Raw genomic sequence first — 20,611 nt, forward strand, 5'->3', positions numbered from 1 at the left:
CAAAGGTTGGAATATCCAACCTCACGACAACGGCACCCAGCGTGCCGCTTCAATTAATCTTCGATGACAATACCCATGGAACGGGCAGTGCCTTCCACCATGCGCATGGCTGCTTCAACGCTGGCCGCATTGAGATCCGCCATCTTGGTTTCCGCGATTTCGCGAACCTTGGCACGTTTGAGAGTAGCAACTTTCTTCTTGTTCGGCTCACCCGAAGCTGTCTCGATGCCTGCAGCTTTCTTCAACAGAACAGCCGCCGGCGGAGTCTTCGTTTCGAACGTGAAGGAACGGTCTTCATAAACGGTGATCACAACAGGAATGATCAGGCCGCCTTGTTCTGCCGTACGTGCGTTGAATTCCTTACAGAAACCCATAATGTTAACCCCAGCCTGACCCAGCGCAGGACCAACCGGCGGTGCAGGGGTGGCTTTACCGGCAGGAATCTGAAGCTTCACAACTTTGATCACTTTCTTAGCCACAACATCCACCTCCTTCTCGTAATGTGGTAGACGGGCAGACGCCCTCCCACGGCAAAACAGTCAAACAGGCTTTATTATAACTTCTCGATTTGCGAAAAATCAAGTTCCAAAGGGGTTTCTCGGCCAAACATGGAAACAAGCACTTTAACTTTCTGTTTATCCGGATGAATTTCTTCCACACTGCCCACAAAATTGGCAAAGGGACCTTCCACAACCCGCACAGCTTCTTTGACCGTGAATTCGACCTTGGGTTTGGTCTCTTCAACACCCATTTGCCGGAGAATGGCACGAACCTCATGCGGCATGAGCGGAGTCGGCTTGGATCCCGAACCGGCAGAACCGACAAACCCGGTAACGCCTGGCGTATTCCGCACCACATACCAGGAATCATCCGTCATGATCATTTCGACCAGAACATACCCGGGGAAGACTTTGCGCATCACCGCTTTCTTCCTCCCGTTCTTGACTTCCATCTCTTCTTCCATCGGAACGAGGACACGGAAGATCTTGTCCTGCATCTCCATGGACTGGACACGCCGCTCGAGGTTGGTTTTCACTTTGTTTTCATAACCGGAATAGGTATGCACCACATACCAACGTTTTTCCATGTTCTCCATTTGCGTTGAGGGCGGTTGCCCTTCCCCCCCTGATCCAAATAGTTGCCTATCGACCCAAACCAATCAACTTCAGCAATTCGCTGACACCAAGATCGAATAAAAAAATCACAATTGCCATAATGATACAAGTGGTTAACACGACCACCGTGTATGACAGCAATTCTTTCCGGCTCGGCCAGCGGACTCTCTTCAACTCTCCCCATCCCTCACGGAAGAAGGAGACTACTCCCGACACTATCTTCATACGATACCTCGTTTCAACTCACGAACACTTATCGAGTTTCGCGATGAACAGTGTGGTGGTTACAGAACTTACAGTACTTTTTCAGTTCGATGCGATCCGGGTTGGTCTTCTTGTTCTTCTTGGTAATATAATTGCGCTGTTTGCAATCCGTGCACGCCAGCGTTACCGCAACACGCATCCGAGACACCTCCTACAGGTACTTCTTAGTCCGATTCAATCCCCAAAGGGGTTGAAAGCGCATTTGAAGGCGCTAAAAAAGCGCCATCTCGCGCCATGGATACCTAAATAAATTTAGCATAAGGGGTATGCGATGTCAAACAAAAAAAATCCGGTGCTAATTGATGTCCCGGACTTCAAGATATCGTTCCAACTTCCTCTTGACCCGCTGCAAAGCGTTGTCAATTGACTTCACATGCCGTTTCAGGTCCACTGCAATCTCTTGATAGGAACGCCCATCCAGGTACAGCATCAGCACCTTGCGCTCCAAATCGCTAAGTATCTCGCCCATCTTGGCTTCTATGTCAACAAATTCCTCCTGGTTGATAAGAAGTTCCTCCGGGTCCGAAACACGGGAACCGCAGATCACATCCAGCAGGGTACGATCCGAATCTTCGTCATAGATGGGCTTGTCCAACGAAACATAAGAGTTGAGGGGAATATGTTTCTGACGGGTGGCTGTCTTGATGGCAGTGATAATCTGCCTTGTGATGCACAGTTCGGCGAATGCTTTGAAGGAAGTGAGTTTGTCGTCGCGATAGTCGCGAATCGATTTGTAGAGGCCGATCATACCTTCCTGCACAATGTCTTCCCGGTCAGCCCCGATTAAAAAATAGGAACGGGCTTTGGCTTTGACAAAGTTCTTGTATCTGTGAATCAGGTGTTCAAGCGCTTCATCGTCGCCGCCCCTGACTGCTTCAACCAGGTCTTCGTCTGAAAATTCGCTCCAACCTTTAACCTCATCTACCAATTGCAAATGGAGATTCGATGACAACACTAATCCCTCCGACCCGGCACAACTCAAAAGATAAGCCAATTATACTTTATGTAATCTTCAGGGGTCAATTGTCAATCTATGTCTTTTCTCCTCCATTTTTCGAATATTTCCGCCACTTTCTCATCTAATTGATCGCCAATTGTATTTCTTTGATTTTCTAATCTTTTCACATGTTTTCGGATCGATTTGCGAGCCTCTTTGATACGGGCTTCCAGTTCCCGGGCAGAAATGCGAAGAGCCCCCCCGCCAAAGGTAATCTGCTGTTCCACAAGATCCGAGGTGGCCACGTAGATATGGGTGGCTTGTTTTTCCATCTCGTAAACGATCCTTTCAATCAGCTCGTCCGCCGTTTCTTCCTCTTTGGTGAACAGAACCCGGATCTGACCCGGCCGGTATTCCCTTCTGGCTCCCTGCATCAAATGGGCGTCAAACACAAGAATGACCTGCATCCCTGTAAACTTTTGATATTCCTTCAGAATTCCGATCAACTCATCACGGGCCAGTTCAAGACTCTCCCGCTTCAACTCGACAAGCTGCGGCCAGGAACCGATAATGTTGTACCCGTCAACGATCAATACTTCTTTCATGGTTACTCTACAACCGCGAGAGCCGGTTTAACTCCTGCTCCCACGCTGACGGACGGCTTCATACAACAGGATTCCGGCTGCCACTCCGGCATTGAGCGACTGCACATGACCAATCATCGGCAAACGGATCAGATGATCGCACCGTTTCTTCACCACTTCGCCCAAACCTTTTCCTTCATTGCCAATCACCAGCACCACCGGACCGGTCATGTCAACCTGATGGTACATGGCTGCTGCGCCGACGTCTGTTCCGATTACCCAGTAGCCCGCTTTTTTCAAACCTTCCAGAGTTTGCGAGATGTTGGTCACACGGGCTACCGGAACATGCTCAATCGCTCCCGCCGACGCCTTTGCCACGACGGCGGTCAAAGGCACCGCGCGCCGTTTGGGGATGATGACTCCATGAGCCCCCGCTCCGTCTGCAGTCCGCAAGATGGAGCCCAGATTGTGGGGATCCTCAATTTCATCAAGGACGACAATCAGCCCGGGACGCGGAGACCGGTCTGCCGCCTCCAGTATCACTTCCAGATCCACGTAATCTTTGGCGGCCAGGTAGGCGAGAACCCCCTGGTGATTTCTTGTAACAGAAATCGTATCCAGCTTCGCCTTGGGAACCCGCTGGACAACCACTCCCCGCTCTTTTGCCCGGGCCAGAATTTCGTTTGCCGAACCGCCTTCCACCCCTTCCGCCATGAGGATCTTGTTCAGCTCACGGCCGCTTTTTAACGCTTCCAATACAGGGTGGCGGCCTTCAATCTGTTCAATGTTTTCTTTGGAAGCAGCATGGGGCTGCACCTCCCGTTTGCCCGCCGTTCTGGATTGAGCCTTGGTGCCCGGTTCCACCCGGCCCCGCCTTTTTGTACGCTCAGCTTTAGCCATGAAAATCAACCCTTTCGCAGTATCGTATCTACGTATTGGATGGCACTGGCGGCCAACTGGCGAAGCCGCTCATGTTCCCCCTTCAGGTACAGGTACCCGATTAAACTCTCAAAACCTGTGCTGTGACGATAGTCAATCACATCCGCATTTTTCGGAACGGTGCCCGATTTGGCGTTCCTCCCCCGTCGCACAACAGAAGCCTCTTCTTCCGTCAGGTCTCCCGACAGGAAGTGCAGGATTTGCGCTTGGGACTTGGCTTTCACATAATACACCGACATTTTCTGCAAACGGTGGGGGCGCATTTCTCCTTGCCCCAGCAGATGCTGGCGTACAAGCAGTTCCCATACGGCATCCCCCATATAGGCAAGTGCCAAACCCGGCATTTCCTGCGGGTTGCGTGTGGTTTCGGCCTTTAATTGTTCCATGGATTCACTTCCGTTTCCATCTTACGCCTTGCGGTGTATCTTCCAGTATAATGCCCATCGCTGTCAATTGGTCGCGAATTTCGTCCGCCCGCTTAAAGTCTCGGTTCTGCCGGGCCAATGTCCTTTCCTGTATCAATCGTTCCACCTCTGAAGCCAGCCGATTGGTTTCAAGTGTTGGCGCAAGTCCCAACACATCCGTCAGTTCCACCAGAACGTCACGGTAGCTCCTTACGATGGCAGGCTCGGGGTGAGTCCCATGAAGATAGGAGTTCGCCTCCCGAACCAGTTCAAAGATGGCTGCAATGGCGTCAGCCGTGTTGAAATCGTCGTTCATCGCTTCGGTGAATTTCGCCTTCCATATCGACTGATCTTCTTTCTTGTCAGAATCCCCTTCCGGCGCATTTGCCAACCAATGGCTCATGTTGGAAACAGCGGTGTCAACCCTCTCCAATCCGACAGCTGCCTGTTCCATCAATTCCTGAGAGAAGTTGATCGGATTGCGGTAGTGGGCCGACAGCAAGAAATAACGGATGACCCGCGGATCGTACTGGTCAATCAGTTCATGAACCAGAACGAAGTTGCCCAAGGACTTGGACATCTTCTCGTTGTTAATGTTGATATAGCCGTTGTGCATCCAGTATCGGGCGAAGGTTGTTCCGTTGGCGGCTTCCGACTGGGCAATTTCGTTTTCATGATGGGGAAAAATCAGGTCATGGCCGCCCGCATGAATATCGATTGTATCGCCCAGATACTTTTTGCTCATGGCGGAACATTCTATGTGCCAGCCCGGACGCCCTTGTCCCCAAGGGGATGGCCAACTGACTTCACCCGGTTTGGCCGCTTTCCATAATGTAAAATCCAGCGGGTTGCGTTTCTTCTCCGAGATTTCAATGCGGGCACCCGCCAACAAATCATCAATCGGCTGTTTGGACAGCTTGCCGTAGTCCGGAAACTTCGTCGTGCTGTAGTAGACGTCTCCGTCTACCTCATAAGCAAACCCTTTCTCAATCAACAAACCGATCATCTCAAGGATTTCCTGCATATGCTCAGTTACGCGCGGATGGACATCCGCCCTGCGAATCCCGATGGATTCTGCGTCATGAAAATAGGCTTTTACAAAACGGTCAGCCACCACCTGGGGGTGCACACCCTCCTCATTTGCCACCCGGATGATTTTGTCATCCACATCGGTAAAGTTTTGGACATAGGTTACCTCATACCCGCTGTATTCCAGATAACGCCTGACCACATCAAAGATCAAAAAAGGCCGGGCATTGCCAATGTGAAAATAGTTGTAAACGGTGGGCCCGCAAACATACATCCGGACTTTGCCCGGTTCCACAGGGACAAACTCTTCTTTCCGGCGGGTCAATGTATTATAAATCCTGATGGTCACGCCGATCTCCTCCGCTTTTTACCGTTTCCAGTTCCTTGCGCAACAACGCAATCTCTTCCTGCATCTGCTTGATGGCTTCCATTACGGGGTCGGGCAAATTGCACTGATCAAGGTCGTCAATCCGCCTCCCGTTCTGGACGACCACTCGACCCGGCACCCCGACAACAGTAGAATTAGGAGGCACCGGTTTCAAGACCACCGACCCGGCACCTATCTTGCAATTGTCGCCTACTGTAATGGAACCCAACACTTTCGCACCGGATGAGATCAAGACATTATTGCCGATAGTCGGATGACGCTTTCCCTTCTCTTTGCCGGTACCACCTAAAGTAACTCCTTGGTAAATGGTTACATCATCGCCAATTTCGGCAGTCTCCCCAATCACCACGCCAGATCCATGGTCGATAAACAGCCTGCGGCCGATCCTGGCACCCGGGTGAATTTCAATGCCTGTCACAAACCGGGCCAATTGTGAGATAAACCGCGCAAGAGTGAAATACCCTTTCTTATAGAAAGCATGAGCCACCCGGTGGGCCCATAATGCATGCAATCCCGAATATGTCAGCACAACCTCAAAGACGCTTCTGGCGGCAGGATCCCGGTCAAAAACGGCTTGCACATCTTCCTTCATCAATTTCCACATGCAGCTTCCCCCTCACATCATCCATAGCGTGACTGGTCGCAAAACAAAAAACCGCCTCCCAATCAGAGGCGGTTTGCGTCCGCGGTTCCACTCTGAAACCCCGAAAAACCTACAAAAGGCCGGGGGTAACTCGATTGCCGGATAACGGCGGCATCCGTCGGGCATTACTCGGCAACAGCCTTTCCTCCCGCGAAAACAAGGGGCATTCCACGCTTTTCCCGTGGTCGCCGCTTGCAGCCGGTGACGGCGACTCTCTGACACGTTCCGGGCGTGTACTCGTCCTTGTTGTATTCTTTCCGGTATTATTCGCTATTTTACCTCAAGTTTAAGATTTTACCAATATATTTTGCAAACGGGTTATTACACGTTCCCGGCCCAACAGCTCCAGGGACTGATTCAGATCCGGTCCGTGCACCTGTCCGGTGGCCGCAACCCGCACGGTCATGAACAAGGCACGCCCCTTATAGCCCGTTTCTTTCTGAATTTCTTTGAGGGCCAGCTGAATCGATCCGGCTGTCCACTCCGGCATTTGTTTCGCTTTCTCAAGGAAAGCTGCCACCACAACGGGGACCTGCTCCTCTTGCAGAATTTCCGCAGCTTCCCCCGCATAGACCAAGTCATCTTCAAAGAACTGTTTGGCCAACTCCGGAAGTTCCGCCACATAGGACATTTTTTCCTTGTGCAAGGCCACCAGTTTGGTTACCCAGGAGTGGTCAAAGGTCTCCCCGATGTATCCTGCCTGCTGCAGATGAGGGATTGCCAATTCAACGATGCGCTGAAGATCCGCCTGTTTGATGTAATGGCTGTTCATCCAGGCCAGTTTCTCCGTGTCAAAGATTGCACCCGATTTGGAAACTCTGTCAAGCGAGAAAGCCTGCACCAGCTCTTCCAGCGAGAAAATCTCCTGTTCACCGCCGGGAGACCACCCGAGCAGCGCCAGATAATTGAGGATCGCTTCCGGCAAATAGCCGAGGTTGCGATATTGTTCTATGAACTGAATGATGGATTCGTCCCGTTTGGAAAGCTTCTTTCCGTCCCGGTTCAGGATCAGGGATACATGGGCAAATTGCGGTTTGTCCCAACCGAAAGCATCATAGATCAAAATTTGCCTGGGGGTATTGGACAGGTGCTCCTCCCCGCGGATCACATGACTGATCTTCATGAGGTGGTCGTCGATGGTAACAGCAAAATTGTAGGTGGGAATCCCGTCCGACTTTACAATCACATAATCGCCGATGCCGTCCGATTCAAAGTGCATGTCTCCACGGACAAGATCGGTAAACTTGATGATCTTTCCATCAGGCACCCGGAAACGTATCGTCTTCTTCCGTCCTTCCTTTTCATAAGCGGACTTTTGATCGGGTGTCAAACTGCGGCAACGTCCGGAATAACGGGGCATTTGGCCCTGGGCCATCGCTTCTTCCCGCTCTTTCTCCAGTTCCTCTTCGGTGCAGTAGCAATAATAGGCCTTTCCTTGCTCCAACAGTTGATTTACATATTCATTGTATACAGGAAGCCGTTCCATACAACTGTACGGGCCGTATTCCCCGCCCACGCCAGGCCCTTCATCCCAATGCAGACCCAACCATTTGAAATTCTCCAGAAACTTTTCATCCGCATGTTCCACATTACGGGACTGATCGGTATCTTCAATTCGCAGGATGTAAGTGCCTCCCGCCTTCCTGGCCAACAGGTAATTAAACAGGGCCGTTCTTGCCCCACCTATATGTAAATGTCCGGTAGGACTGGGCGCATATCGAACTCTTACCGTCATAGAATCCACTCCCGTTTCGATGCATAATATTTTTTCGGGTTTCCCGCATGTTGACCCAGCAACTTGTTGCTCTGGCATAACTTTATGGGGTAAATAATAGTACAACAGCCTGTGCCGCAATCCCTTCACCGCGCCCCGTAAAGCCCAATTTTTCCGTGGTCGTGGCCTTGACATTGATCTGGGACAAGTCCGCATCCAGTTCTTTGGCAATCACGCCCCGCATTTCTTCGATGTAGGGGGCCAATTTCGGTTTTTGGGCGATCACGGTACAATCGATGTTCCCCAGCCGGTATCCTTTGTCTCTCACCAGACGCCAGACGTGACGCAAGAGGTCAACTGAGTCCGCTCCCCGGTAACGCTCGTCCGTATCGGGAAAGTGCCTGCCGATATCCCCTTCTCCGATGGCACCCAGCAGTGCATCTTTCACAGAATGAAGCAGCACGTCAGCATCCGAATGACCAAGCAACCCTTTCTCATAAGGAATGGTCACACCGCCAATGATCAACGGACGCCCCTCCACCAATTGATGCACATCAAATCCGATTCCAACACGTATCATGCCAGTCCCCCTCATCTGTCCTTCTGCAGAAACGCTTCCGCAACTACCAGATCTTCGGGTGTAGTAATCTTAATGTTGCGATAAGACCCTTCGACGATCTTTACCGGGTGGCCTGTCCATTCCACAAGGGATGCATCGTCAGTTCCCCTGAAACCATTCCTTGCCGCCTTTTCATGCGCTTCCCTCAAGAGTTGCGTCCGAAACGCCTGTGGCGTCTGCACCGAATACAAATCATTCCTTGGAATCGTTTCCTGTACCAGCCCGTTACTCACTCTTTTAATGGTATCCTTCACAGGTGTTCCGATTATGGCTGCACCGCAATCCGCCGCAGCCTGAATCACCCGTTCCATTTCTTCTGCGGTGACGAACGGGCGTGCTCCATCATGCACCACTACCAGATCGGGGGCAGAGTCAAGGGCTTCCAATCCGTTGCGAACCGAATCCTGCCGTTCAATTCCACCTGCCGCATACCGGGTGACACGCCGGATCCCATATTGGTCCACCAGAAGTTTTGCCTCATTCAAATCTTCCTCACCGACTACCAGCACAATCTCCCGTACCAAAGGGGAGCTTTCTATCGCCCGCAAAGTCCGGACAAGTAACGGTTCACCCGCAATATCCATGTAAGGCTTCTTCTTGTCGGTACGCATCCGGGTTCCGTTCCCGGCCGCCACCACAATCGCTGATACTTTCACTTTGCTCACCCATGCCTTCCCCAACACTTGCTAATGGAAAAGGGCCTCATAAGAAAGAGACCCTCCTAATCATACAGCATATTACAATGCTTTCTCAAGCAGCTTTGGTTTTGCAAAAATCATCCGGCCGGCCGAGGTTTGCAGCACACTCGTCACCATTACCTCAAGACGAGAACCGATAAAATCCTTGCCGCCCTCAACCACAATCATGGTACCGTCATCCAGGTAACCGATGCCCTGGCCGTATTCTTTTCCGTCCTTGATCACCTGCACCAGGATCTCTTCTCCCGGCAATACGACCGGTTTGACCGCATTGGCAAGGTCGTTGATGTTAAGCACCTCAACCCCTTGCAGTTCACATACTTTGTTCAAATTGAAGTCGTTGGTGACCACCTTGCCGTTCATCTGTTTCGCCAAACGGATCAGTTTCGAATCCACTTCCTGAATTTCATCGAAGTCAATATCAAGAATATTGACCTTGATCTTCAGTTCCTTCTGGATCCGGTTGAGGATATCCAGTCCCCGGCGTCCGCGGTTCCGCTTCAAAACGTCTGAGGAATCGGCAATATGCTGCAGTTCCCCCAGTACAAAGGTTGGGATGACCAGAGTTCCGTCTAGAAATCCCGTTTGAATAATGTCTGCAATCCGCCCGTCAATAATCACGCTGGTGTCCAGGATCTTTGCATCTCCTGCTTTGAATGGACTCTTTTGCTTGTCCTTGTTGCCGAACTTGTTGGGAAAGAAGGATATCAACTCTTCCCGTTTGCTGTATCCGATCCGGAACCCCAAGATCCCGAGCAATGCACTGGTAAAAATTTGCACCACATTTCCTACAATTGGAATACTGGTAATCGCAGGAGTCAACAGATAGGCGATTATAAGACCCGCCACTGTACCGACTACTCCTGCAAACACATCCGACAACGGGGCTTTCAGCAGTTTTTCTTCAAACCACCGGATCATCGAGACACTGTAATTGACCATCCATGCCGATAAAAGAATAAAAATCAGACCGCCAACAATCGCCCCGAAAAGCGGCGATGTAAACGGAGGATAATCTAAACTGACAGAATCAAAACGAATGAGTCCAAATAACGTCGGCCCCAATGTGTAGCCAAGAACGATCCCGGTGACTGCGAAAAACAAATGCACAATTTTTTTAATCACAGACCGTTTCACCTCCTTTTAGACATTATAGACAAGAACTAGAAGTAAAAAAACAACACCCTGGAAAAATCAATAATTTTTATTACACACAAAGAGTAGCACAGCAGTCGAAGGGAGTCAAATTTTTGAATTTTAAATCATAGCATATTTCGACAGTATTCGTCAATAAAATTTAAAAGGCTTCCATCGCGACACTCTGCACCGGGATGCAATGTGACCGGAAAGAAAGCCTCGTGGATGTCAACGCTGGCAATATTACAATTCAAACTTGGAGTCCAAGGAATCCTGCACTATTATTTTGCGTTTTTTCTTGGAGGTTCTATAGTTTTTTTTTAACCCGTAAATGGCATACAGAGCCAGGGGAAGAAAGATCAGCTTGCTGGCCTGCTCCGGATAGTAGACGAACACGAAAGTGACAAAAGCGGCCAGAACAGGCACGATCCAGTAAGCCGCTTTAGGAATGCCGACTTTCTTGAAGTTGGGATATTTGATACGGGAGATCATCAGATAAGACAATCCCAGCATCGCAATTGGAAGAATCACTTTCGAGGCGGGAATCAGATTTTGATAAAGGGCCATGGTAGCCAGGATTCCCCCCGCTGCCGTAATTGGCAAGCCCACGAAATAGTTGGGATTGCCCGCCATCACATTGAACCGCGCCAGACGAAGCGCCCCGCAGATGGGAAAAATACCGGTAATGACCATTCCCACCCAACCCAGCTGGTGCAGAATAACGCCATACATGATAAAAGCGGGAGCTACACCGAATGAGATAACGTCCGACAGGGAATCCAATTCCTTGCCAAACTCGCTGGTGGCATTTAACGCCCGCGCAATGCGACCATCCAGACCGTCAAGCAGCATGCCGACAATGACCAGAATGGCAGCCAGGCCGAATTCATCATTGAAAGCCAGAATGATGGAAATGATACCAAGAAAAAGATTGCCTAACGTAAAAGCGCTTGGAAGCGCTTTAACAAACATACGGGTACCCCCTGTCAGGTAGCAAAACAAATTCACTTCTTATGTTCTACTCATCATAATGGGTTTAAATGTGCCTGTCAATGAACACCTGTTCCTGAATCCTCCGCAACCCCTCTTTAATGGACCGGGCCCTGACCTCTCCAATACCTTCCACATCATCCAGTTCTTCGATGGATGCACTCAGGATCTGAGTAATGCTGGAAAAATGGGTTACGAGATTCTCGATCACCGGGTGCGGCAAGCGGGGGATTTTCGTCAAAATCCGGTATCCGCGGGACGAAACCGGTTCTTCCGTAATGTTTACGTCACCATTATAGCCAAGTATTCTGACAATCGCTTCCCCGTCGAGCAAATCTTCAGCCGAAAGCGTGTGGAGCTCGGTCAGGATCTGGTGGGGAGTCAGCTCGGTATCCTTGCAGTAGTCTTTCACCAACAAGTAGGCTTCCTCGTCAACTTTGGATACCAATTCATCAAGCTGCATCGAGATCAGACGGCCTTCTGTCCCTAATTCTGTAATATATCGCCTGATCTCCATTTTTATTCTCAGCACCATCTCAATTCGCTGCATTACCATTGCAACTTCGTGAAGCGTAACCAACTCCTCAAACTCCAAAGCGCTCAGGTTGGTCAAGGACTGATCCAACACTGCCTTGTACCGTTCAAGTGTATTGATCGCCTGATTGGCTTTGGCAAGGATGACTCCGATGTCTTTCAAGGTGTAGCGAAAATTGGATTGGTAAAGCGTGACCACATCGCGCCGTTGCGATATGCAGATGACCAGCTGGCCCGTTTGTTTCGCCACCCGTTCCGCAGTGCGGTGGCGGGTTCCCGTTTCAAAAGAGGGAATGGAAGAATCGGGGGTCAATTGGGCATTGGCGACCAGGATTCTTTTGACGTCATCACTCAGGATAATGGCGCCGTCCATCTTGGCCAGTTCATACAGATTTGCCGGAGTAAACTCGCAATCGATGCGAAAGCCTCCATCCACAACTTTGTTCATGATGTCCGATTCACCCACGACAATCAGTGCACCGGTTTTCGCCCGCAGAACGTTCTCCAATCCTTCCCGCAAACTGGTTCCGGGTGCCGTAAGCCTTAACAGCTTGTTGATCATTGTATCTTTCTTGATTTCTTCTCTCATGACAGTCACCCCCGGAACACGATTTGAAACGCCTGTTGTATACTATCGACACCTACCACTTCAATCCCTGCAGGCGGCGTCCATCCACGCAGATTTTTGATCGGGACGATGCAACGGGCAAACCCCAGTTTCCTGGCTTCCCGTACCCGCTGTTCAATCCGGGATACCCCTCTGATTTCGCCGGCAAGCCCAATTTCACCAATATATACATCATGCGGGCTCATGCCGGTTTCCTTGAAGCTGGATGCAATGGCCATAGCCACGCCCAAATCCACTGCCGGTTCATCCAGGCGTACGCCTCCTGCCACATTCACGTAAGCGTCTTGCGAACCTACATACAATCCCATTCGTTTCTCAAGCACAGCCATGATCATGGAGACACGGGCATGGTCTAACCCGTTGGCATTGCGGCGAGGATTCCCAAAAGCGGTGGGGCTTACCAGCGCCTGGATTTCAACCAGCACCGGCCGCGTCCCTTCCACGGAAGCCACAACAGCAGAACCGGGTGCCCCTTGGGAACGTTCTGACAAGAACAGTTCCGATGGATTCCCGACTTCCACCAACCCCTCTTCCCTCATCTCAAAGATGCCGATTTCATTGGTCGACCCAAACCGGTTTTTGACCGCACGAAGAATCCGGTATGTATGATGCCGTTCCCCTTCAAAATAAAGTACCGCATCCACCATATGCTCCAGCATTCGCGGTCCTGCAATGGCACCTTCTTTCGTTACGTGGCCGACAATGAAAGTGGCAATTCCATGTGTCTTGGCGATACGCAAAAGGTGTCCGGTACATTCCCGAACCTGGCCGACCGAACCGGGTGTTGTGCCAACTGCCGGATGAAAGATGGTCTGTATAGAGTCGACTATCAGAAAATCCGGATTCACGGCCGCGATCTGCATCTCAATTTGGGCAAAATCGGTTTCTGAAAGGATTAACAAATGCGGCGACAGGATCTGCAAACGGTCGGCACGCAGTTTGATCTGTTGGACCGATTCCTCTCCGGATACATAAAGCACTTTCAACCCTTGTGCCGCCAACCGGTGAGAGGTTTGCAGCAGGATCGTGGACTTCCCGATTCCCGGATCGCCTCCGACAAGCACCAGGGAGCCTGGAACGATCCCCCCGCCAAGGACCCGGTCGGTTTCTTCCGACCCGGTCTTAACACGGGGTTCCTGGGAGATGTCAATTTCATCGATTCTTTCTACCTTTGACTGGTGTGAACCCAATACGGCAGGAGCCGGCGTTTTCGTTGTTCGCTCCACTTCTTCCACCATCCGGTTCCATGTATGACAACCGGGGCATTTCCCCATCCATTTTGGGCTTTCATAGCCGCATTCCTGACATACGAATTTAACTTTTGTCTTTGCCATATATTCCCTTAATTTCTCCCGTCCCGATGTCATATCATCTCCCTTTCAATATATAACAAAACAGGGCTTTTTTCTAATCCTATATGGAAAAGAGAACAGCCATATGGCACGTTCTCCTGTGACGAAATTTGAAACTTTTTTATTTCTGTCATTAAACTTCGGCAGCGGTTGCCTCCCACTTCGAAACGATCAATTGATCGCCTTCCAAATCGATTCTCACCCTGTCTCCACGTTGGATGGTGCCTGTAAGAAGCGCTTCGGACAACCGGTCTTCAATATGGCGGGTAATGGCACGCTTCAACGGACGTGCGCCATAAGTCGGATCGAAGCCTTCTTTCGCCAGGAACGCCTTGGCATCATCCGACAGAATGAAGTCGATGTTCTGATCCCTCAGTCGCTTGCGGAGATCTTCTGCCATTAGGTCGACAATTTCTTTGATGTGTTCTTCGGAAAGCGGGTGGAAGACGATAATTTCGTCAATCCGGTTGAGGAATTCCGGGCGGAATTGCTTCTTCAGTTCATCCATCACCCGATCCTTCATATCCACGTAATCCGCTTCCTTATTGGCGGTAAACCCAAGGGCACCGCCCTTCTTGATCGTCTGGGCTCCTACGTTGGAGGTCATAATGACAATCGTGTTGCGGAAGTCGACGGTCCGGCCCTTGGAATCCGTCAAACGGCCGTCATCCAGCAGTTGCAGCAGAACATTGAATACTTCCGGATGAGCTTTCTCAATCTCATCAAGCAGGACGACCGAGTAGGGCTTGCGGCGCACCGCTTCTGTCAGCTGACCGCCTTCCTCATATCCCACATATCCCGGAGGCGCTCCTACGAGGCGGGAAGTGGTGTGGCGTTCCATGTATTCCGACATGTCGATGCGAATCATCGCGTTTTCGTCGCCAAACATTGCTTCCGCCAGAGCCCTTGCCAATTCGGTTTTCCCCACCCCGGTCGGACCCAGGAAGATAAACGAACCGATCGGACGCTTCGGATCTTTCAGACCTGCGCGGGCACGCCGCACCGCACGAGCAACCGCTTTGGTCGCTTCCTCCTGGCCAATGACCCGTCCATGCAGAATCTCTTCCAGTTTCATCAAACGTTCGCTTTCCTCTTCCGCCAGTTTGCGAACCGGGATTCCTGTCCACATGGAAACAATATCGGCAATGTCCTCCGCTGTGACGATCGTATCTTTTTTGACCTGGTTTTGCTGCCATTCGACCTTGCGGGTTTCCAACTCTTCCCGAAGCTTTTGTTCCTTGTCGCGGAGGGAAGCTGCTTTTTCAAACTCCTGGCTTTGCACGGCCGACTCTTTCTCAAACCGGACCTCTTCCAGCTTCTCTTCCAATTCTTTCAGATTCGGCGGCTGCGTATGGGTGCGCAAACGCACACGGGATGCTGCTTCGTCAATAAGGTCGATCGCTTTGTCCGGCAAGAACCGATCGGTAATGTAGCGGTCGGACAGACGAACTGCCGCTTCTAACGCTTCATCCGAAATTTTGACGCGGTGATGGGCCTCATAGCGATCGCGCAATCCGTGCAGAATCTGAATGGCGTCATCCACATTCGGTTGACCCACCGTAATCGGCTGGAATCTCCGCTCAAGCGCGGCGTCTTTTTCAATGTGTTTGCGGTATTCATCCAGTGTGGTTGCGCCAATGCACTGGAGCTCCCCGCGGGCAAGCGCCGGTTTCAGGATATTGGAAGCATCGATGGCTCCTTCGGCGCCTCCGGCTCCGATCAGAGTGTGCAATTCGTCGATAAACAGGATGATATTGCCCGCTTGCCGGATCTCATCCATGATTTTTTTCAGGCGGTCTTCGAATTCACCACGGTACTTGGTGCCCGCAACAACCGTACCCATATCCAACACCATCACACGCTTGTTGCGCAGGGTTTCCGGAATTTCGTTCTCAACGATTCGTTGTGCAAGGCCTTCTGCGATAGCCGTTTTCCCCACACCCGGTTCCCCAATCAATACCGGGTTGTTCTTTGTCCGGCGGGACAGCACCTGAATCACACGTTCAATTTCATTGGCCCGGCCAATCACCGGATCCAATTTTCCGTCTCGGGCCATCTGAGTCAAATCACGGGCCAGCGAGTCCAAGGTTGGTGTATTGGCGTTTTGCTGAGACTCCTGAGTGGTGTCGTTCGCATCCCCTCCCAGCAGTTGAAGCACTTGCTGCCGCGCTTTGTTGAGAGACACACCCAAATTTGACAGCACACGGGCAGCCACGCCTTCCCCCTCACGGATCAACCCGAGCAGAATATGCTCGGTGCCCACATAGTTGTGTCCCAACTTGCGAGCTTCGTCAATAGACAGTTCAATGACTTTCTTGGCACGCGGAGTGTAGGCCATACCGCCGGTTTGCCCCTGTCCGCGCCCGATGATTTTTTCCACTTCTTTCTGGATCTTGTCACTGGACAATCCCAGACTTACCAGTGCTTTGGCGGCGATGCCCTCTCCCTCGCGAACAAGTCCCAACAGGATATGTTCGGTTCCTACGCCGGAATGGCCCAGACGGCTTGCTTCCTCTTGCGCCAACGCCAACACTTTTTGCGCTCGTTCCGTAAATCGTCCAAACATCATGGAAATCCACCCCTTTTTAAAATGGTTATTGCTTTGCGTTTGTTTGCATGTGATCGCGAATGATGGCCGCCCTTCTCCAGTCTCTTTCGCCTGGTGCCAACTCTTTGCCGGTTAGCCTTTGCAAAAAGGCGGGGCGAGTCATCACCATCAACTCTCTCAGTATCCCGGCCGGTACCCCTTTGATCGCTCCCAAGTCGATCCCCAGTTTCACGTCGGATATTCGCTGCATCGCTTCTTTGGACTCAATTTTTCTGGCGTTCGTCAGGATCCCGTAGGAACGCCAGATCCGATCTTCCAGCGCCTCCCGGTTTTCTTTAAGAAGGTGGTTGCGCGCAGATCTTTCGTGCTCAAGGATTTGATTCACCACCGCTTGCAGATTTCCGAGAATATCCTCTTCCGACAGACCCAGGGTGATCTGGTTGGAAACCTGAAACAGGTTGCCTGTCGCATCGCTTCCCTCTCCATACAGACCGCGAACTACCAGGCCGACTTTTGAGATGGCTGAAAGAATCCGGTTAATTTGATTGGTCAGGACAAGACCCGGCAAATGCATCATGACAGACGCCCGTATGCCTGTTCCGGCGTTGGTGGGACAGGATGTCATATAACCGTACTGCTCATGAAACGCATAGTCCACTTTGGATTCCAGTACGTCATCGATCTGATTCGCCAGTTTCCAGGCTTCTCGCACTTGGAATCCCGGGAAGATGCATTGAATTCGCAAATGATCCTCTTCGTTGATCATGATGGACACCGTTTCATCTTTTGATACCGCAAACGCACTGTGCCGCACTTGTTCCGCCAATCCGGGCGATATCAGATGCTTCTCGACAAAAACCTGACGCTCCACATCTGACAAATCACGGCACCTGAACAACTCAAACTTTTTGACATTCTGCATCTCCGGGCTGGACAAGGCTTTGCGTATGTCTTCAATCACCCCTTCTGCAACACTGTCTGTCATTAGCGACGGGAACGGATACTTGGACAGATTGCGCGCCAGCCGGATCCGGGTTGATATGACAATGTCCGATTCAGGTCCTGTTTCTTTCATCCAAGTAGGGCTTGTGTTCAAAAAATCATTTACAGACAACCTTGACACCCCCTAACTCTCCAGTTGCTGTTCAATCTCACGAATCTTGTCTCTCAGAACAGCAGCTTCTTCAAACTTCTCCGCTTGGATCACCGATTGCAGTTGTGCACGGAGTTTGTCCAATTCCCTCTTCGTCCGGATTTTGCTGTTGGTTCTTTGCGGCACCTTCCCGGCATGTGTGGCTGAGCCGTGAATCTTACGCATCAACGGATCAAGGCGGGACTGAAAATGTGTGTAACACTCCGCACAGCCAAACCGTCCCGACTCACTGAACTGCGAATAGGTCATGCCGCAATTGCCGCAACGAGGTACTGCGGCTACGGGAGTTCCTGCCGAGTCAAAATTCAGCAAGCCGGACAATAGACTGTTTAGTGAGAACCCGGCTGTGGAGGGGTTCATCCATTCCCCTTTTTCCCGGGCACAAGATTCACAAAGATGGGCTTCTGTCTTTTCCCCCTGTATGATCTTGGTAAAGTGTACAGTGGCCGGACGCTGTCCGCATTCTTCACATTTCATTTTTGTTCCCTCCTATCCTTTGAGAATGGCCCTGAACATGGCGGATAACAAACTGGCCCGCAGCGTGTCGGGTTCGGGAATCGTCGGCCGCAGTTCCTCAAGCAGCATAGCCGCTTCCAGCATGCGCGCTTCCCTTGGAGTGAGGATCTCTTCTTCGAGCAGCCTGTGAATGATGCCGATTGCTTCCCTTTGTGAAATTCGGGAGCCAAACAAGTTCAGAATCGTTTCAATCACTTTAGCGTCTGTGTTCAGATCCAGCCTTCTGATTCTTATGTAACCGCCCCCACCACGCTTGGATTCCACCACATAGCCCTTTTCCAAAGTGAAACGGGTGCTGATTACATAATTGATTTGGGAAGGGACGCAATGAAACCGGTCAGCCAGCTCATTCCTCTGAATTTCGACAAAATTGCTCGGACCCGACTTAAGCATTTGTTTGATGTAGTGTTCAATTATGTCGGATATATTTCTCATGCTAATCACTCCCATCAATGGATAGTGACGAGAAAGAAGTGGGCCTGATCTGACTTTGACTATTTTTGACCTTTAACCAGATTATAAACCGTTTTTCATGCGAATGCAAGGCAGAATCGAAATTAATTTAGTCAGTTTTTTGAAATCTATGCAGAAGAGAAATCACTTTCATCAGCAAATATTTTCCAGTAGAACCGGCAGTATCCCATCACTTATGGCAAAACCTTGAAAAATCTTGATAGAAAATTGAAAAAAAAGGGAAAAACAAGTATATATGATACAATACTACTGAGTCGAAATTTGTAGTTTATTGGTGAACCACGGAAAGGAAGAGTCTGCATATGGGCATTAACAAATACGAAGAAATTGCTCAAGCGGCCATCAAGCTGTTTGAACGTAAAGGATATCACGCTACATCCGTTCAGGACATTGCTGATGAAGTTGGATTGCAAAAGGGCAGCCTGTACCATTACATCTCCAGCAAAGAAGAATTGCTGATGAAAATTACCCAGCAATCGATAAACGGATTCAACAGACGCATGGAAAAAATCATTGAAAGTCAGGTTTCTTCCAAGGACAAATTGATACTGGCCATCCAACACCACGTCACCTATGTGGCACGAAACATGGAAATGACCACGGTCCTTCTGCGGGAAGCTTTTTCACTGGAGCCCGACCACCACAAGGTAATCAAGGAAGAAACCGACCGTTACCTGAAGTTGTGGACCACAATTATTGACGAAGGGGTGCAAGCAGACGAATTCAAGCCTGGGGACAGCCGGTTGATTGCACTGGCGATTCTTGGAAGCGCCAATTGGCTGCACCGCTGGTACCAGGAAGGCGGAAAGATGACACCGGAAGAAATCGGGAATTATTTTGCCCAGATTTTCCTGGAGGGAATAAAAAAATAAGTTCATATTAGTCCCTCGCGCTTCATATGGTCAAGTAAGACCAAGGAGAGCGAGGGAGTTTTTTGTACAAGCTTTTTATTAACGGAGTTTCCACTTTAGTGGCGATTGTCGTTTCTTTGGTTGTGGGACTTACTCTGTTTCATACTCAAGTTCTGGCTGCTCCTGTGACCTGGATATCCTCTAATACCCTGCACACGATTGTCAGGCCGGATTCAAAGCCGCCCGCGATAGTTCCGTCCGCTTCATTTCTGCCCGACATTGCGTTGACCAAGAAGGATCTCCTGGCATATAAGAAAGAAAAGCGCAAAAAACAGCCATCCGACAACAAAAAACCTGCCCGTTACGTATCCTTGACCTTTGACGATGGCCCTTCCCCCTTTACGCCGAAAATCCTTGAAATTCTGAATGCCTATAACATTCGGGCCACATTTTTTGTACTTGGAGAACAGGCAAAGAACAATCCCGAGATGATCAAGATAATGCATGACGCGGGTCACTTGATTGCCAATCATACTTGGAATCATCCCGACCTTACCAAACTGTCCACCGAGGATGTAAAACGGGAAATCAACGATAGCAATAGTGTGATAGAGGAATTGACAGGTCATCGTCCCCGTTTGTTCCGTCCCCCGTACGGGAAAACCAATGCAGATGTCCGCTCCTCCATCGAATCGACGGGGATGACATCCGTCCTCTGGAATGTGGACCCTGCCGACTGGAATTTGAAAAATTCAAGACCTGTCCACGCACGCGTAGAAGAAGGGTTGCTGGAGAAGAGCATGATTCTGTTGCATGATGGAGGCGGTCCTCGAGACAAAACCGTCGATTCCCTGCCGGCCATTATTGAACATCTGCAGGCCCAGGGGTACGAGTTTGTTACTGCAACCGAATACCTGGACCTGCAGAATAAGTCGCTTTAAAGAAAGGCTCTGTACAAAGCCCAAAAAAAGAACACGCTCTAAAAGCGTGTTCTTAAAAGATTGCCTAGCGACGACCTACTCTCCCGGGGCTCGTGCCCAAGTACCATCGGCGCTGGAGAGCTTAACTTCCGTGTTCGGGATGGGAACGGGTGT

Annotated in this window: 23 protein-coding genes and 1 rRNA gene; 2 read left to right on the plus strand and 22 right to left on the minus strand. The window is 50.5% G+C overall.

Features of this window, described 5'->3' with window-relative positions; translation table 11 throughout:
- Positions 1-53: 53 nt before the first annotated feature.
- From rplK to EFBL_RS05025, 21 genes are all read right to left on the minus strand, one after another.
- Positions 54-479, minus strand: a complete 426-nt coding sequence (gene rplK, locus EFBL_RS04920) for a 50S ribosomal protein L11 (protein WP_096181029.1) — start codon at positions 477-479, stop codon at positions 54-56.
- A gap of 74 nt (positions 480-553) precedes the next feature.
- Positions 554-1,087 (minus strand): transcription termination/antitermination protein NusG, encoded by a 534-nt coding sequence (nusG, locus tag EFBL_RS04925; RefSeq protein ID WP_096181051.1) that lies wholly within the window; start codon positions 1,085-1,087, stop codon positions 554-556.
- A gap of 55 nt (positions 1,088-1,142) precedes the next feature.
- A complete protein-coding gene (secE, locus tag EFBL_RS04930) occupies positions 1,143-1,340 on the minus strand; it encodes a preprotein translocase subunit SecE (RefSeq protein ID WP_096181030.1) in 198 nt (65 codons plus the stop codon).
- A gap of 28 nt (positions 1,341-1,368) precedes the next feature.
- Complete coding sequence (rpmG, locus tag EFBL_RS04935; RefSeq protein WP_096181031.1) at positions 1,369-1,518, minus strand: 50S ribosomal protein L33; 150 nt, start codon at positions 1,516-1,518, stop codon at positions 1,369-1,371.
- A 156-nt stretch (positions 1,519-1,674) separates the two neighbouring features.
- A complete protein-coding gene (gene sigH / locus EFBL_RS04940; protein ID WP_231705685.1) occupies positions 1,675-2,334 on the minus strand; it encodes an RNA polymerase sporulation sigma factor SigH in 660 nt (219 codons plus the stop codon).
- 71 nt (positions 2,335-2,405) lie between these two features.
- Positions 2,406-2,921, minus strand: coding sequence for an NYN domain-containing protein (locus EFBL_RS04945; protein WP_096181032.1), 516 nt, complete (start codon positions 2,919-2,921; stop codon positions 2,406-2,408).
- 27 nt (positions 2,922-2,948) lie between these two features.
- Positions 2,949-3,800: a 23S rRNA (guanosine(2251)-2'-O)-methyltransferase RlmB gene (rlmB, locus tag EFBL_RS04950; protein ID WP_096181033.1), complete on the minus strand. Its 852-nt coding sequence runs from the start codon at positions 3,798-3,800 to the stop codon at positions 2,949-2,951.
- Positions 3,801-3,805: 5 nt separating this feature from the next.
- Complete coding sequence (locus EFBL_RS04955) at positions 3,806-4,225, minus strand: Mini-ribonuclease 3 (RefSeq protein ID WP_096181034.1); 420 nt, start codon at positions 4,223-4,225, stop codon at positions 3,806-3,808.
- Between the two features lie 4 nt (positions 4,226-4,229).
- The gene (cysS, locus tag EFBL_RS04960; protein WP_096181035.1) at positions 4,230-5,621 is read right to left on the minus strand and encodes a cysteine--tRNA ligase; all 1,392 of its coding nucleotides are present in this window, start codon (positions 5,619-5,621) and stop codon (positions 4,230-4,232) included.
- A complete protein-coding gene (cysE, locus tag EFBL_RS04965; protein ID WP_096181036.1) occupies positions 5,602-6,264 on the minus strand; it encodes a serine O-acetyltransferase in 663 nt (220 codons plus the stop codon). The genes cysS and cysE overlap by 20 nt, the downstream gene beginning before the upstream one ends.
- Before the next feature lie 325 nt (positions 6,265-6,589).
- Entirely contained in the window at positions 6,590-8,038 is a 1,449-nt protein-coding gene (gene gltX / locus EFBL_RS04975; protein ID WP_096181038.1) for a glutamate--tRNA ligase, read from the minus strand.
- A gap of 82 nt (positions 8,039-8,120) precedes the next feature.
- Positions 8,121-8,597, minus strand: coding sequence for a 2-C-methyl-D-erythritol 2,4-cyclodiphosphate synthase (gene ispF, locus EFBL_RS04980; RefSeq protein WP_096181039.1), 477 nt, complete (start codon positions 8,595-8,597; stop codon positions 8,121-8,123).
- Between the two features lie 11 nt (positions 8,598-8,608).
- Positions 8,609-9,292, minus strand: a complete 684-nt coding sequence (ispD, locus tag EFBL_RS04985) for a 2-C-methyl-D-erythritol 4-phosphate cytidylyltransferase (RefSeq protein ID WP_096181053.1) — start codon at positions 9,290-9,292, stop codon at positions 8,609-8,611.
- A gap of 81 nt (positions 9,293-9,373) precedes the next feature.
- The gene (locus tag EFBL_RS04990) at positions 9,374-10,459 is read right to left on the minus strand and encodes a PIN/TRAM domain-containing protein (protein ID WP_096181040.1); all 1,086 of its coding nucleotides are present in this window, start codon (positions 10,457-10,459) and stop codon (positions 9,374-9,376) included.
- 255 nt (positions 10,460-10,714) lie between these two features.
- Positions 10,715-11,443, minus strand: a complete 729-nt coding sequence (pssA, locus tag EFBL_RS04995; protein WP_096181041.1) for a CDP-diacylglycerol--serine O-phosphatidyltransferase — start codon at positions 11,441-11,443, stop codon at positions 10,715-10,717.
- A 64-nt stretch (positions 11,444-11,507) separates the two neighbouring features.
- Complete coding sequence (disA, locus tag EFBL_RS05000; RefSeq protein WP_096181042.1) at positions 11,508-12,584, minus strand: DNA integrity scanning diadenylate cyclase DisA; 1,077 nt, start codon at positions 12,582-12,584, stop codon at positions 11,508-11,510.
- A 5-nt stretch (positions 12,585-12,589) separates the two neighbouring features.
- Positions 12,590-13,957, minus strand: coding sequence for a DNA repair protein RadA (gene radA / locus EFBL_RS05005; RefSeq protein WP_096181054.1), 1,368 nt, complete (start codon positions 13,955-13,957; stop codon positions 12,590-12,592).
- A 151-nt stretch (positions 13,958-14,108) separates the two neighbouring features.
- Complete coding sequence (locus EFBL_RS05010) at positions 14,109-16,544, minus strand: ATP-dependent Clp protease ATP-binding subunit (RefSeq protein ID WP_096181043.1); 2,436 nt, start codon at positions 16,542-16,544, stop codon at positions 14,109-14,111.
- A gap of 25 nt (positions 16,545-16,569) precedes the next feature.
- Positions 16,570-17,637 carry a protein arginine kinase gene (gene mcsB, locus EFBL_RS05015; protein ID WP_096181044.1) on the minus strand — a complete coding sequence of 356 codons (1,068 nt, stop codon included), beginning with the start codon at positions 17,635-17,637 and terminating at the stop codon, positions 16,570-16,572.
- Positions 17,638-17,649: 12 nt separating this feature from the next.
- Positions 17,650-18,153, minus strand: coding sequence for a protein-arginine kinase activator protein McsA (gene mcsA / locus EFBL_RS05020; protein WP_096181045.1), 504 nt, complete (start codon positions 18,151-18,153; stop codon positions 17,650-17,652).
- Positions 18,154-18,165: 12 nt separating this feature from the next.
- Positions 18,166-18,627, minus strand: coding sequence for a CtsR family transcriptional regulator (locus tag EFBL_RS05025; protein WP_096181046.1), 462 nt, complete (start codon positions 18,625-18,627; stop codon positions 18,166-18,168).
- Positions 18,628-18,968: 341 nt separating this feature from the next.
- On the opposite strand from EFBL_RS05025, the gene EFBL_RS05030 reads away from it, so the two are divergent.
- Together EFBL_RS05030 and EFBL_RS05035 are read left to right on the plus strand one after the other, a co-directional pair.
- The gene (locus EFBL_RS05030) at positions 18,969-19,538 is read left to right on the plus strand and encodes a TetR/AcrR family transcriptional regulator (RefSeq protein WP_096181047.1); all 570 of its coding nucleotides are present in this window, start codon (positions 18,969-18,971) and stop codon (positions 19,536-19,538) included.
- Between the two features lie 62 nt (positions 19,539-19,600).
- Positions 19,601-20,458 (plus strand): polysaccharide deacetylase family protein, encoded by an 858-nt coding sequence (locus EFBL_RS05035; protein ID WP_096181048.1) that lies wholly within the window; start codon positions 19,601-19,603, stop codon positions 20,456-20,458.
- Positions 20,459-20,520: 62 nt separating this feature from the next.
- On the opposite strand, the gene rrf is transcribed toward EFBL_RS05035, so the two are convergent.
- Positions 20,521-20,611 (minus strand): 5S ribosomal RNA (gene rrf / locus EFBL_RS05040); the annotation flags it as partial.

Origin of the sequence: Effusibacillus lacus, from assembly GCF_002335525.1 — a bacterium.
Taxonomy (GTDB): domain Bacteria; phylum Bacillota; class Bacilli; order Tumebacillales; family Effusibacillaceae; genus Effusibacillus; species Effusibacillus lacus.